Source organism: Gilliamella sp. X-23 (assembly GCF_057063545.1).
Genome location: NZ_JBXSQG010000001.1, coordinates 195,188 through 210,733, shown reverse-complemented (window position 1 = coordinate 210,733; position 15,546 = coordinate 195,188). Strand labels below are relative to the sequence as shown.

Genomic DNA, 15,546 nt, shown 5'->3' with positions numbered 1-15,546 from the left:
AATGTTACTGATTTTGTTGAAATCACATTTAAATAGTCTTTAATATTTTTATCATCGGGTAGCATTGTGAGTCACAAATGCTAAATTTAATAAGATATTTTCATGACCTGTGTAAATTAAAATATTGCAAAAAAATAAGCATTATTAAAAGAGTTATGCCTAGGTACTGCTATTACATCAAAGCTAAAATCATCAATATAGATTTTAGCTTGATTAATAAGATAATTAATCAATAAATCGATTTCATTAGGGGCAAAAACATCAATGTTTTGATATTGTGCTTTTAATTCGTACTCACCCCATCAGTGTGATCAATATGGTGATGATAAGTAAAATTGCAAGAGGAAATATTTTATATTTGTTAATATAATTAATTTCAGCTCTGGCCTCTTAAGAGTCAATAATATTAACTGAGTTGATTAAAATTCAAATATAGTTATCTTTAAGCCTAGAATGCAATATAATACATATTATTATGTTTTAGCATTATTTAGGAATAACCTATTTAAAAGTAGACAAAATTATATAAGTTACATAAAAAGTATTTTTATTTCACTAGTTAATCCTGTATGGATTGTTCAAATACAGTGTCTTGCAAAGTAGGGGATTGAGCTTGTGTTTTAGCTATAATATCACAACGTTCATTTTCAATATGGCCAGCATGACCTTTAACCCAAATCCACTGAATTTTGTGAATCTGTACTAATTCATCAAGTCTTTTCCATAAGTCGACATTTTTTACTGGTTGTTTGCTAGCTGTTTTCCAACCATTTTTTTTCCAACCGTGTATCCAATTGATAATTCCATTTCGTAAATACTGACTATCGGAATAGAATTCAATTTGACAAGGTTGCTTTAATTGTTCTAAAGCAACAATCGCAGCTAATAATTCCATACGGTTATTTGTTGTTTTAAAAAAACCTTCCGATAATACTTTTTCGGTTTGCTTATATTTTAATATAGCAGCATAACCACCAGGGCCGGGATTACCAAGACATGAACCATCAGTATATATTTCGATTTTTTTTAGCATATTTTTTATTTCTTTTATAACTATGTAAATTAAATTTCTTATTTAAATTAAATTTCAATTAAACGGCAAGTTAGTAGCCTCTAATTAATTTATAATTACTCTATAAATTAATTGAATTGGCTGCTACTTTCATTTATGTAGGTATCAACATTAAAAGTTTTTAGTGCTAAACTATACCATTAAAAACATTTTTCCCCAATTGTTGATATAAAAAGAGAAGAAAGTGATACATAATTCTGCGCGACAAATTGTCTTAGATACTGAAACAACAGGTATGAACCAAGGTGGCAATAATCACTATGAAGGACATAAGATTATTGAAATTGGTGCCGTTGAAGTCATTAATCGTCGTTTAACGGGTAACCATTTTCATGTCTACATTAATCCAGAACGCTTAATTGATGAAGGTGCATTTAAAGTTCACGGTATCAGTGATGAATTTGTTAAGGATAAGCCAATATTCAAGAATATAGCACATGATTTTATCAAATTTATTGACGGTGCTGAATTAATTATTCACAACGCCTCGTTTGATGTGGGTTTTATTGATTATGAGTTTCGTCTTTGTGGGTTGGATTTTAAAACTTCCGATCATTGTCTTGTTACTGATACCTTAGCTATGGCAAGGCGTCTGTTTCCAGGAAAACGTAATAACTTAGATGTATTATGTGAACGCTACCAGATTGATAACTCTCACCGAACATTGCATGGTGCATTATTAGATGCCGAAATTTTAGCCGAAGTTTATTTAGCAATGACTGGTGGGCAGACAACTTTATCTTTTAGTTCAGAGGATAATAACTCATCTACATCCGAATTTAATGTAATAAAAAGAGTTGAACGCAATGGTGTGCCTTTAAAAGTAATTAAGGCAACAGAATATGAACTTTCTGAACATGAATCGGTTTTAAAAAAAATTGATAAAAAATGTGGTGGAGCATTGTGGAATTTGAATTAATGATTGTTTTATATTCAGTTGAACATTTATTTATAGAATTTTATTGACGTGAATAAAAATAATCTTTAATATCATGCCTACTTTAATGCTCTAACATTAAAGCTATCAAAAAAGCGGAGCGGTAGTTCAGTTGGTTAGAATACCTGCCTGTCACGCAGGGGGTCGCGGGTTCGAGCCCCGTCCGTTCCGCCAATTTCAATAGATTAAAGCACTTCATGAAAGTGCTTTTTTATTGCAATACTTTTTGTATCAAGTTTGTGGTGTTTTCTGATAATGCATTTCCTATACTAGTAAGAATTTGAGTGTTCTTTATTTCTATGCTACTAAGCAAATATGAGTATTGGTTATAATTTTATTGCTATTGGTATTTTGATTTTATTCATTTATTATTAAATTTTATTGTTAAACTACTCTTGATTTTTTAAATAAAAAAACAGGGCATAGTACCCTGTACTGGAAATGCTTATCAAATTAAAGGTTCTTTTTGATTTCTATCGCAAGGAGCGGATTCCACATAGCACCAGTTGCACTCATAACCGCATCAGCACCACTTTTTATAAATTGATGATAATGTTCACTAGAACTAACACCACCAACGCCTACAATAGCAAATTTTAGATCCATTTGTTTACGATACTTAGCTAAACGGCTCACCATATCTAAACCCGCCCAACGGATTGCATCACCACAAACTCCGCCTTCTTTTCTATTTTCGCCTAATGCAGGATGGCCATGAGCATCAACAGGTTTTGCAGATAACGTGTTAATAGTACTTAAACCATCAATAATGGATCCTACTCGATTGAGTAATGATATAATTTTTTCATCATCAGCAAAATAAGCTAGTTTTAAAATAAGTGGACGATCGGGAACAGCAGTTTTAATTTCATTAACAATTCGTTCAACTTTATCAATATCAAAGCAAAGTAATTTGCTAGCACCTTCATTTGGGCAACTTAGGTTTGCTTCAAGAATTGGAGCATTTGTTTCTCGAACTAATTTTGCCGCTAAAGCATAATCTTTTGCAATTTCACCGTTACCTTGTGTACCTTGAAAACTACCAATAACACATTGACCATGTCCTGCTGATTTGACGGCATCAGCCATATCAGGTTGCCAGACATCTGGAGCAAAAGAAGGAACGCCAAAAGAGTTAGTTATTGATAATGGTTGGCTGTAATTGGTATCAGCTAATACCGTATCTAAATTACATGATAATTTACCGTTAGGATGAACTGATAAAACATTAGGTAATGGATGGCATTTATGTAGCTTAGTTCTTACTGTTTTATATACACATAAGTCAAATCCATAAGCAAAAGCAGCTTTGATATAGTTTGCATTTAATAGTGGACCTGCAGGTTGACCAAATGGTAAATTAACCTCAACATTTAAAAATTTTGAAGGTTTTATTGATACTTGTTGTGCTTTATCTAATTGTCTAAAAAGTCCAAATGGTCCTTGAGCATAATTTTCTTCGTAGCTTATACTTGGATCATAAAAAGGTGTTAAAGATTTCATACTGCCTCCTAATTATACGTGTTATCAACGTAGAATTTATTATTAACCTTGCAATGAGAAATAAAAGAAACGATTTTTAAACCAAAAAAAATCCTCCATGAAGGAGGATTAAAAAATAGAATAAATAGAAAATCGAAAGTTGATTTTAATCTGTTAGTTGGTATTACAAACATTCCGATGTTCTCTTTGCGTTATATTTCAAAGCATTCTATCTCAACAAATTTAAAGTTCAACATAAAAAACACAAAAAATATATAACTAAATGAAAAAGTTACAGTGTTTTTTTTTAGATTTTTAATGACATATCCGATACTTTAAAAACGATAAGATATCAAAAATCGGTAAAATCTTATTTTATTAATATCGATAATTTTCTAATTGATTAATAAAGCTAAAAAAATTTCTGTCGCAAAAATGATACTTATCATTGTTCAATACTAATGAAACTAATGTAAGTGGAGAATGATTATTGGTAATGTTATTATCGTTGATAACTATAAAGATTAAATGATAATGGTTAGATATAAAAAATGAGAAATGAAAATATTTTTAAGTCATTCACTTTGCCTAATGGTGTTGAACTAAAAAATCGCATAATGATGGCACCAATGACAACTTGTTCTGGTTTTTATGATGGTTCTGTTACGCATGACTTGATTGAATATTATCGAGCAAGATCAGGATCAATTGGCACCATTATTGTCGAATGTGGATTTGTTGATAATAAAGGATTGGCTTTTCCTGGAGCTATTGGTTTAGATAGTGATGATAAGATTGAAGGGTTAGCAAAAATAGCGCAAGCCATCAAAGAAAAAGGTTCGAAAGCGGTTATTCAAGTTTATCATGGTGGAAGAATGGTGGAGCCTAAACTTATCGGAGGTCAATTGCCAGTAGGACCTAGTGCTATTGCAGCCCCTCGCCCAAATTCGCCCACTCCAATTGAATTAACGGCAGAAGAGGTAGAAGAAACAATTGATAAGTTTGGTCAAGCTGTACGTCGAGCGATTCAAGCTGGCTTTGATGGTGTAGAGATTCATGGTGCTAATACTTATTTAATTCAGCAATTTTATTCACCTAATTCAAATCAAAGAAACGATAAATGGGGTGGGAACCGTGATAATCGTACGCGATTCGCGCTTGCTGTTTTAGATATTACCCATAATATGGTTAAGCAATATGCAATATCTAAATTTATTGTTGGATACCGTTTTTCTCCTGAAGAGTTAGAAGTTCCGGGAATTCGTTTTGATGACTCAATGTATTTGCTTGAAAAATTGGCTGAAAAAGGACTTGATTATATCCATTTTTCAATGGGCGATACGCTTAGACCATCAATTGTTGATACACAAGATCCGACTCCATTAATTAAAAAATATGTGACAATGCGTTCTGCAACATTAGCAAAAATTCCCGTTGTAGGCGTCGGTAATATAGTTAATCAAAGTGATGCGGATGATGCGATTGAGCATGGTTATGATTTAGTTGCTGTAGGACGTGCTTGTATAGCTTATCCTGATTGGGTTGACCGTATTGAAAAAGGTGAGAAATTAGAATTATTTATTAATAGTGATAAGCGTGAAACGCTTAATATTCCAGAACCTTTATGGCGCTTTTCTCTTGTCGAGAGTTTGATTCGTGATGTGAATCTTAATGTAAAAAAATTCAAACCAGGTCATTATCAAGAAAAAGTTAATGATGAGTCTTACGAGTTTTTAATTAACGTTGAGCTGGGTAAAGATTTTATAAAAGATATGCAATTAATTAATGCCCAAAATTTTGATAATGAAGTTTTGGATAATTTTGCTGAAATTAAACATAGGATTATTGACTCAAATAGCTCACATGTTGATGCAATTTCTGGCGCAACAACACAATGTGAAGCGTTTAAAAAAGCCGTAACCAAAGCGATGGCAAAATCTAATAAAGAGGCGATTATTGCCGAAGGTGGTGATCCTAATGATCGAGCTTTTGATGTTGTGGTTGTTGGTAGTGGTGGAGCAGGGCTTACTGCTGCGATTCAAGCTCATGATCTTGGTGCAAGTGTCGTTATTGTTGAACAAATGTCTGTAATAGGTGGTAATACCAATAAAGCTTCAGCGGGTATGAATGCGGCTGAAACCAAATTCCAAAAACAAAAAGGGATTGTTGATAGTAAAGATCTATTTTATCAAGAAACCATGACCGGAGGTAAAAACAAAAATAATCCTGATTTACTTCGTTATTTTGTTGAAAATGCACCAGATGCAATTAATTGGTTAGATGATAATTACATTAAACTTAGTGGGATTACTACAACGGGGGGAATGAGCATTGATCGGACTCATCGACCAGAAAGTGGTGCTGCTGTTGGTGGTTTTTTAATTAGTGGTCTAGTTAAAAATATTAATAAACGAGGTATTGAAGTTATACTTGATACTGCTGTGACTGAAATTGTCACTGAACATCATAAAGTGACAGGTGTTAAAGTTTCAGAAGAAGACGGTTCGATCCATTTTATAAAAGCTAAGGCAGTTATTATTGCAACTGGTGGATTTAGTGCCAATACCGCAATGGTTGAAAAATATCGTCCTGACCTTAAAGGATTTGTGACCACTAATCATAAGGGTGCAACTGGTTCTGGAATTGAGATATTAGAAAAATTGGGCGCTGGAACTGTCGATATGGGTGAAATTCAAATCCATCCAACGGTTGAACAGACAACGTCTTATTTAATTTCTGAATCCATCCGTGGTGGTGGAGCGATTCTGGTATCGAAAAAAGGTCAACGATTTGTTAATGAACTTGATACAAGGGATAAAGTATCAGCTGAAATTATTAAATTACCTGAACATTATGCTTATATTTTGTTTGATCAGCAAGTTCGTGATGAAAACAGAGCCGTTGAAGAGTATGTTGCAAACGAGCTTGTTATTCAAGCAAATACTCTTGAAGAATTAGCACAAAAGTTATCGATTGATGGCGACGCATTAGTTAAAACAATTGAACGTTACAATCAGTTTACGTCAACTAAGCATGACCAAGACTTTGGCAGAATAACAGGCATGCGCCATCCGATCAAAAAAGGGCCTTTTTATGCAATAAAAATTGCACCAGGTGTGCACCACACGATGGGAGGGGTCACTATTAATACCCAAACACAAGTGTTGAATACCGATAAACATGTGATTCAAGGTGTATTTGCTGCTGGCGAAGTCGTAGGTGGTGTTCATGGAGCTAATCGTATTGGTGGCAATGCTGTCGCCGATATCATTATCTTTGGTATGCAAGCAGGTAAAAAAGCGGCTGATTATATTAAACACTAATTTGTTACAACTATTTTGAGTTTGTTTAGCATGGTAAATGTAAACTATGAATACACTCAACATTTGATGGGAACAACGGTTTCATTAATGCTTTTTGAGCCTAATGAAACCGCAGTGCAAGCTGTTTTTCAAACCATAAAAATGCTTGAGGATAAACTGACCGTTAACAGGTCATCATCAGAAGTTATGTCTATTAATTTAGCTGCAGGACACCATCCCGTTATAGTGAGCCGTTCTGTTTTTTCTTTGATTGAACAAGCGCAAAAAATAAGTCTATATTTTAATAGTTGCTTTAATTTTGCTATTGGTCCCTTAGTTAAACTTTGGAAAATTGGTTTCAATGGTTATCAAGTTCCATCTGCTAAGTTAATTAGAGAAAAACTGTTGTTAATTGATCCTAAAAATATTGAACTTGATGCAAACACATATTCTGTTTTTTTAAAAAAACCAGGAATGGAAATTGATTTAGGTGCAATTGCTAAAGGATATATTGCTGATGTTGTCAAATCAATTTTACACCAACATCAAGTGTACAAAGGTATCATTAACTTAGGTGGTAATGTATTAACATTAGACTCATCTTTAACAGATGGTAACGGCTATTGGCATATAGGATTAAGAAAACCCTTTTCCACTAATGGAAAACTATCTGGAATTATAAAAGTTAAAGATAAATCAGTTGTCACATCCGGCATTTATGAGCGTTTTTTTATACAAAATGATCGTCTTTATCATCACCTATTAAACCCTCAAACAGGTTACCCATTAAATAATGAATTAGAAAGCGTAACTATCATTTCAGATTCTTCATTAGAGGGTGATATTTACTCAACCGTCTTTTATGGATGGGGAGTTGATAAAAGCAGACAATACTTGCAAAAGCATCAAAACTTGTCGGCTATCTTTTTGTTAAAAAATAAAACAGCCATATTAGTAAACCCCGATAATTTTATTTTTCAACAAATTGATACTCAATATCAAATAAAGACTGATTAGAATTAAATTTTTGATTCAAAATATTTCAAAAAAGATACTGATTTTATTGATTTTTTTCTTGGATTTGTTTGATGTATTTTAATTCAAAGGTAAACTAATTTCAATAAAAAGTTGTCAGAAAAGGTATTGATTTTATTGAAGTTTTTATACTGATGTTAGTGCGATAAATTTGGCCAATAATAGTATGAGTAGTAGCATAATTGTAACAGAATTAAATCTTAACTTATTAAAATATTTAAATTTAAAAGGAAAATACTATGAATTTAGCAAAGAAACCTCCAGTGAAATGGCCTGCGCTCATCATTATTGCGGCAATTTCCGCGTTACTTTGGTTATATGTCTCACTACCGGAAGGTATTAGCCAAGAAGGTTGGCAAACGAGTATTATTTTTGTTGCCACCATAGCTTGCATTGTGGCTGAAATAATGCCAATTGGGGCAATTGGTTTATTAGCAATTACCGTTTTTGCCGTATTAAAACCATCTGGTGCAACCTCCGCAACTGAATCGATAAAAATTTCGTTAAGCGAATTAAATAGTAGTCTTATTTGGCTGATTGTTATTGCTTTCATGATCGCTCGTGGTTTTATCAAAACTGGTTTAAGTAAACGCATTGCATATTATCTTGTTAAAATGTTAGGTAAAAATACATTGGGGCTTGCTTATGGTTTATCTGTCACTGATATTGCATTGGCACCCGCTATTCCAAGTACCACGGCTCGTGCTGGTGGTGTAATATATCCAATAGCAGAGGCTTTAGCCATTAACTTTAATTCAAATCCTAAAGATGAATCAAGAAATCGCATTGGTACCTTTTTAATGTTAACAATTAGCCATATGAATGATATCACCTCGGCAATGTTCTTAACGGCATTTACTGGCAACTTATTAGCTGCTAAATTAGTCACCACATCGCTAGGTATTACACTCGGGTGGGGGCAATGGTTTGTAGCAGCCATTGTGCCATGTTTAGTTTCATTTGTTGTGATTCCTTTGGTAATTTATTTTCTAATTAACCCAGAACTCAAAAGAACCCCAGAAGCACCAAAATTAGCTGCTGAAGAATTAAAAAAAATGGGGTCAATTACAGTTAAAGAAATTATTATGGGGAGCACTGTTCTTTTATTATTAGTGCTTTGGATTTTTGGCAAAAATGTTGGTATTGATTCAACAACTACAGCCTTTATTGGTTTGACTATTTTGATCTTAACTGGAGTATTAAGTTGGGATGATGTAAAAGGTGAAAAAGCGGCTTGGGACACATTAATTTGGTTTGCGGCATTACTTATGATGGCAGACCAAGTAAATAAATTGGGTGTAACTAAATGGCTTGGTGACACAATAGGTAGTGCTGTAAAAGGTCATCTAGGTGAAAGTAGTTGGGTGTTGGTCTTAATTATTTTATGTGTTGCTTATGTTTATTTACACTACTTTTTTGCGAGTGGGAATGCTCATATTGCCGCATTATTTCCCGTATTTTTATCTGTCTCCATTGCCCTTGGTGTGCCACAACTCATAGCTATTTTTGCATTAGTTATTTGTACTAATTACTTTGGTTCAATTACTCAATTTGCAAATGCGAGAAATCCATTATTATTTGCAGAAGGCTTTGTGCCAGTAAAAACATGGTGGAAAGTGGGGTTTATTTGTAGTGTTGTGAATCTAATAATTGTCTTTACTGTCGGTATTTTGTGGTGGAAGATCATTGGTCTTGGTTAATAACAAGTAGATAATTCTATTCTTAATATTGTAATACCGCCACCCTAGTTGGCGGTATTTTTATGTATTTTCATTGTTAACTAATTACAATCGATAGTTTCCAATCATTAACTGTTTTCCAATATTTTTGTTCTTGTTCCAAATCAAGCAATATTAATTTGTTATTTTCAACAAAATTTTGATTAATTTCTAAAGTCACATTAGTGAGTTTATTTTTTAATAATTTTAATTGAAATGCCTGTAAATCAATCTCAGGATTTCTTTGATTATTGATTAGTATAGACAATCTTAAAATCTGCATTAACGATATGATATGTTTGTATTCAAATAAACTAAAATAAGGTATTGCATCAATATTGATCGACTTTCTATGGTAACGGACAAGAGTAGATAACAGTAACTGCTGTTCTTCATTAAATCCAGGTAAATTACTGTTTTGTAAGATATAACTTGAATGCTTATGGATAGAAGAAAAGTTGATTTTTAATCCAACTTCATGCAACTGAGCAGCCCAATATAAAATAGATTCAAGATTAGGAGGAATAGTCATTGATGCTTGTTGTTGCCATTGTGAAAAGAAATATTTTGCAGTTTTAACCACTTGCTTGGCATGACGTTTATCTATGTTGTAATGCTCAGAAAGTGATTGTGCGGTGTTTTGCCTAATATCTTGGTAATTAGGACCGTCGATTAATTCATAAAATACGCCTTCTCGTAATGCACATGGGCTAAATTGTAAAGCCTCTAATCCAAGCGCATTAAAAACACCACTAAATATAGCCAGTCCGCTAACAAATACGTTTTTTCTTTCTTTGGAAAGTGAAGGATAGTCAATATCATAAAAAGAATCGAATTCTAAAACATAACTAATTAAATCATCCAACCTTTTAGGCGTAATAATGCCATCACTAACACCAAGATCTAATAATATCTGATAAATCGATTTTATGGTTCCCGATGTGCCAAATGCGGCAGTAATATTCAATTTTTTTATTGCATTAATCATACCTTCAATTTGTTGTTCGGCAGCAAGTTTTGCCTGTTGAAAAGAAGCAGAATTAATTTTTTGTTCATGAAAAAAACGTTTCGCGTAAGTAACACAACCCATCGGGCGGCTAGCAACGATCACGGGGTTTAAATCATTTCCTTTTCCTATTGCAATTTCAGTCGATCCACCGCCAATATCAATGACAAATTTTGTATCAGTTGACGATGTTGATTCAGCAGTCATTGTACCTAAATAAACAAGACGAGCTTCTTCCTGACCTGAAATAATTTCAACAGGAAAAGGGAATACCTTAGCTGCAGCTGTTAAAAATTCATGTCTATTTTTTGCAACTCGTAATGTATGAGTTGCAACAACCCGAACATGCTCAGGAGGGAATCCATTTAATCGCTCTGCAAATAATGCAAGACATTCCACACCTCGCATTATGCTTGATTCACTCAGTTTATTATTAGCATTAAGCCCCGTTGCTAAGTGTATATTTTTTTTATTTTTATAAATAATCTGTATTGCACCATTAATGATCCGGGCAATTACCATATGGAAGCTATTTGAACCAAGATCGACTACCGCATATTCATTGAATTTATTCATTTTAAAGTCCTTATGCAAATGATTCCAACTGCTTCAAATAATCATAAATGGCATATTGGGCTCTGATCTTTTTCTTATTTCCTCTTTGCACATAATTGTTTGTTGCGTCTTTATCAATAATGCGAGCTTTGACATTATCATTGCACTGTATGTCAAAAATACTATGAATAGTTGATTTTATTATTGAGTCAAAGATTTTTACTCCCACTTCAATACGATTATCGATATTACGAGGCATCCAATCTGCAGAGGAGATGTAAGTGTCTTTTTTCCCTTCATTTTCAAAGATATACACACGAGCATGTTCTAAAAATTGATCCACAATACTGGTAACATAAATATTTTCGCTTAAATTAGGTATTTGTGGCACTAATACACAAGTACCTCGCACAATCATTCTAATTTTCACACCAGCACACGATGCACGGTAAAGTTCGTCGATCATTTCTTTATCGGTAAGTGCGTTAAGTTTTAGATAAATTCCTGACTTTTTACCTGCTTTGGCATTGCTTATTTCGCGTTCTATAAATTCATTGAATCGTAATCGCGTATTTTGTGGTGAAACAAGTAAATGATTGAAAGCGACTGGTTTAAATGGATTTTCAATAAAATTAAAGACTTTTTTGACTTCTTCGGTAATAGCAGGATCTGCCGTTAACAGTGAAAAGTCTGTATAAATTCGTGCAGTTCTTTCATTAAAGTTACCTGAACCAATATGAGCATAGCGAACAATTTCATCGTTTTCTTTACGATCGATCAAAAATAATTTCGCGTGAATCTTGAGTTTTGGTTGTGAATAAATAACTTTAATACCACTGCTAATTAGTCGTTTTGCCCATTTTATATTGGCTTCTTCGTCAAACCGTGCTTGTAATTCGACAACTACGGTAACTTTTTTACCATTATTGGCCGCATTAATTGCAGCGTGAATAAAGCGCGAGTCTTTGGCTACTCGATAAATGTTCATTCGAATATGTGTAACTGAAGGATCAAACGAGGCTTGTCGCATGATTTCTAGAACATGGCCAAAAGAGTAGTAAGGATAATAGAGCAATACATCTCGATCTTTAATCGCATCAAATGCATTACGAAATTGTTTAAATCGATTATAACTTAAGTTTGGAATTTTTTTATTTAATAGGCTCTTTTGTCCAAAATCAGGGAATTTAACAAGATCTTTAAAATTAGGATAACGGCCTCCAGGCATTGCATCTTGTTCAGTTAATCGTAATTTATTGATCAATAATTCAAACAACGCTTTGGGCATGTCTTTTTGATAAGTAAAACGTACTGGCTGTGCGGTTAAGCGTTGTTTTAGGCCTTGGGACATCAGTTCAAGTAAACTGTCTAACTCTGTATTTAATTCGTATTCAGCATCTCTATTGATGTTAATTGAATAAGCATTTAATTCTTTGGCATCAAAAAACACTTTAAAAATATCGGATAAACAGTAGCGCAATATGTTGTCAAGAAAGATGATGGACTTATTTTTAGTTGATACTTCTGACGGTAATAATACAAAACGAGGAATATTATCTGTCGGTAGTTCAAGTAGTGCATAACTGATGCTATCCTCACAAATAATTTCTACAGCTAAATAGGCATGATCATCTTTTAAAAATTGAATAAGTTCAGTGTGACTATCAAGTAAAATAGGGGTAATGTATTGTCTAAGATTTTGTTTATAATAATTTTTTATCCAATTTTCTTGGTATGATGAAAGCTGCCTTTCGTTAATCAAAAAGATTTGATTTCTAGCCATTTCCAATAACAAATCATTATAGAGTTGGTCAAACTGTAATTCTAATTGTATAACTTTTTGATTGACTTGGCGTAATAAGTTTTTAGCATTAGACGAAGAATGAGCTTGCTCTTGTTCTATAAGTACATATTTTTTTAAGTTAGCAAACTGTACTTTATAAAATTCATCAAGGTTACTTGAGTATATGCCTAAAAAATGTATTCTCTCAATAAGAGGATTACTTTTATCTGCAGCTTCTTGTAAAACTCGCTGATTGAAAGATAACCAGCTAAGTTCTTTAGGTAAATAGACTTTTTCTTCAATCATGTTAGTTTTTTAAACGTTATTAATAATATTTTATACAGAATAACTTATGTGAAAAAAAAAGCTAGCAGATAGCTAGCTTTTATTTTATATAGATTGGAAATTTAATGTTTAGATACGGTGAACTGATGTTGTGTTAGTGGTTCCACTCGGTACTAGCGCACCAGAAACCATCACAATGATATCGCCCTGTTTTAAGCCACACACTTTTAAAGCCATCTCTTTACCTAAACGATAAAAATCGTCCGTTGAGTTAATTGAATCAATCAAAATAGGTTCCACGCCTTTAGTAACGGCTAATTGATTTACCGTTTTTTGACTTGATGAAAGCGCTAAAATGCGAGCTCTTGGGAAGTAATGACGAACTTCACGAGCTGATTTACCACTACGAGTTGCAACAACAATTAATGGCGCATTTAAGCGCTCAGCAATTTCGACAGCACCACAACATACAGCGGCTGTTATGCTTAATTTTTCTTCTTTGGATGTTAATTCTAATGAGGCAGGAATTGTTTTATCAGTGCGTTTGCAGATAGTTGCCATAACATTGACTGTTTCAAGTGGATATTTACCTTTAGCACTTTCACCAGATAACATCACCGCATCAGTACCATCAATAATTGCATTAGCCACATCGCCAGCTTCAGCACGAGTTGGACGTGGATTTTTGATCATTGAATCAAGCATTTGTGTTGCAGTAATGACTGGTTTAGAGGCTTTATTACATTTTTTGATCATCATTTTTTGAGCAAAAATAACTTCTTCAACTGCAATTTCAACACCTAGATCGCCACGAGCAACCATTATACCATCAGAAGCTTCAAGAATTTCATCAAAATTATCTAAACCTTCTTGGTTTTCGATTTTAGAGATGATTTTAATGTCTTCCCCGCCATGAGCTTTTAAGTGGGCACGAATATCTTCAACATCAGAACGTTTACGAATAAATGATGCAGCAATAAAGTCAACGCCTTGTTCACAACCAAAAATAAGGTCGTTTTTATCTTTTTCTGCAAGTGCTGGTAACTTAATTGAAACACCCGGTAGATTGATACCTTTATTTTCACCAAGATCACCATTATTTAAAACTGTACAGATAACTTCATTACCTATGATTTCTTTAACATCCATGGCAATTAAGCCATCATCGACAAGTACACGATTACCAGGTTTAAGGTCATGAGCAAATCCATCATAAGTCACAGCTACTCGTTGGGCATTTCCAACAACTGTTTTATCTGTTGTAAAGGTAAATGTTTGACCTGCGACAAGTGATACATCATTACCACCTTCTAGTTTAATAGTACGGATTTCAGGCCCTTTGGTATCTAGCATGATGGCCGCTTTTAAACCTGTTTCTTGCATTACTTCGCGTAAGTTTTTAATACGGTTGCCATGCTCTTCATAATCACCATGTGAAAAGTTTAAACGCATAACATTCATGCCTGCATTTAATAATTTTGCTAACATTTCTTTTGATTCAGATTTTGGCCCGATGGTACAAACAATTTTTGTCTTTTTCATAATAGTATCTACTTAGTAATTTATTTAATGTTAAAGTTTTTAATCAATTTAAAAATTCGATAAACCAGTATTACGCAAAAAAAAACCAATGACAAAGCATTGGTAAAATATTATTGGTAAAAGAGTGTTTTGTAGCTTTAAACAGCTACCAAAGTTGCACAAGTTATTTGAAGAATATAATAATTTCATCAATAAGTTAAATCCTTTAAAAATTGTTCTTATTATATTCTTAACGGTATTTTAAATAAAGGTTTTTATCTTAAATTTATTTTATTGTTTGTTAAAATAATTGAATTATAGCAACTTAGCAAAACGATTTGTGTCAAATGTTTCAAAAAACGAAACATTTGAGTTACATAAGATCCTTAAGTTGATAGATTAGCTCGTTTTCGTGGTTCTTTAAGATCAATTGATTATTGGTTAAATTGATTTCAGCACCATTAGTAATTAATTGTTCAATAATGTAATCTAATTGATTTAATTGATCATCATTACAAAGCATTTTGGTCATTGCAACTGTGCCTTTAATGTTGTTTTTATCTAAAATAACTTGACCTGAAAACTGGTTACACATTTTGCCTGTGATAGTCATTTTTTCACTGAATATAAGCTCGGCTTGATCATCTAATGGAATGTGCTGACCATTTGCACTAATTAATACAAAACGGTGATGCATAAGATCAGTATCTTGTATCTTACTCGATTTATGGCATCCAGACATAACTAAAGCAACAGTAAATAGAGAAATTAGCAATAATGTTTTTTTCATATGAACTCCTAATGATAGGTTAAATTTGCTATAATTAAATCTAATTATGATGTTAATTAA

General features: G+C 33.0%; 10 protein-coding genes and 1 tRNA gene. 5 read left to right on the top strand and 6 right to left on the bottom strand.

The genetic code is table 11. From position 1 onward, the window contains the following. Positions 1-559 precede the first annotated feature (559 nt). A complete protein-coding gene (gene rnhA, locus ACYH9I_RS01180) occupies positions 560-1,033 on the bottom strand; it encodes a ribonuclease HI (protein ID WP_483558260.1) in 474 nt (157 codons plus the stop codon). Between the two features lie 223 nt (positions 1,034-1,256). On the opposite strand from rnhA, the gene dnaQ reads away from it, so the two are divergent. Next, the gene (dnaQ, locus tag ACYH9I_RS01175) at positions 1,257-1,991 is read left to right on the top strand and encodes a DNA polymerase III subunit epsilon (protein ID WP_483558258.1); all 735 of its coding nucleotides are present in this window, start codon (positions 1,257-1,259) and stop codon (positions 1,989-1,991) included. 115 nt (positions 1,992-2,106) lie between these two features. Then, positions 2,107-2,183: transfer RNA gene (locus ACYH9I_RS01170), tRNA-Asp, on the top strand. A gap of 279 nt (positions 2,184-2,462) precedes the next feature. On the opposite strand, the gene ACYH9I_RS01165 is transcribed toward ACYH9I_RS01170, so the two are convergent. After that, entirely contained in the window at positions 2,463-3,512 is a 1,050-nt protein-coding gene (locus tag ACYH9I_RS01165; RefSeq protein ID WP_483558257.1) for a dihydroorotate oxidase, read from the bottom strand. A gap of 530 nt (positions 3,513-4,042) precedes the next feature. Between ACYH9I_RS01165 and ACYH9I_RS01160 the strand changes: the two genes are divergently transcribed. From ACYH9I_RS01160 to ACYH9I_RS01150, 3 genes are all read left to right on the top strand, one after another. After that, entirely contained in the window at positions 4,043-6,814 is a 2,772-nt protein-coding gene (locus tag ACYH9I_RS01160; RefSeq protein ID WP_483558255.1) for a flavocytochrome c, read from the top strand. Between the two features lie 30 nt (positions 6,815-6,844). Next, positions 6,845-7,810: an FAD:protein FMN transferase gene (locus ACYH9I_RS01155; RefSeq protein WP_483558253.1), complete on the top strand. Its 966-nt coding sequence runs from the start codon at positions 6,845-6,847 to the stop codon at positions 7,808-7,810. Between the two features lie 257 nt (positions 7,811-8,067). Beyond that, positions 8,068-9,528 (top strand): DASS family sodium-coupled anion symporter, encoded by a 1,461-nt coding sequence (locus ACYH9I_RS01150; RefSeq protein ID WP_483558251.1) that lies wholly within the window; start codon positions 8,068-8,070, stop codon positions 9,526-9,528. Between the two features lie 76 nt (positions 9,529-9,604). Here the strand turns inward: ACYH9I_RS01150 and ACYH9I_RS01145 are convergent, their stop codons facing one another. From ACYH9I_RS01145 to ACYH9I_RS01130, 4 genes are all read right to left on the bottom strand, one after another. After that, positions 9,605-11,128, bottom strand: coding sequence for a Ppx/GppA phosphatase family protein (locus ACYH9I_RS01145; protein ID WP_483558249.1), 1,524 nt, complete (start codon positions 11,126-11,128; stop codon positions 9,605-9,607). Positions 11,129-11,138: 10 nt separating this feature from the next. Then, positions 11,139-13,196 (bottom strand): polyphosphate kinase 1, encoded by a 2,058-nt coding sequence (gene ppk1, locus ACYH9I_RS01140; protein ID WP_483558247.1) that lies wholly within the window; start codon positions 13,194-13,196, stop codon positions 11,139-11,141. A 108-nt stretch (positions 13,197-13,304) separates the two neighbouring features. After that, positions 13,305-14,717: a pyruvate kinase PykF gene (gene pykF / locus ACYH9I_RS01135; protein WP_483558245.1), complete on the bottom strand. Its 1,413-nt coding sequence runs from the start codon at positions 14,715-14,717 to the stop codon at positions 13,305-13,307. 352 nt (positions 14,718-15,069) lie between these two features. Next, on the bottom strand, positions 15,070-15,486 hold the full coding sequence (locus tag ACYH9I_RS01130; protein ID WP_483558243.1) for an META domain-containing protein: 417 nt from the start codon (positions 15,484-15,486) through the stop codon (positions 15,070-15,072). Positions 15,487-15,546 lie beyond the last annotated feature (60 nt).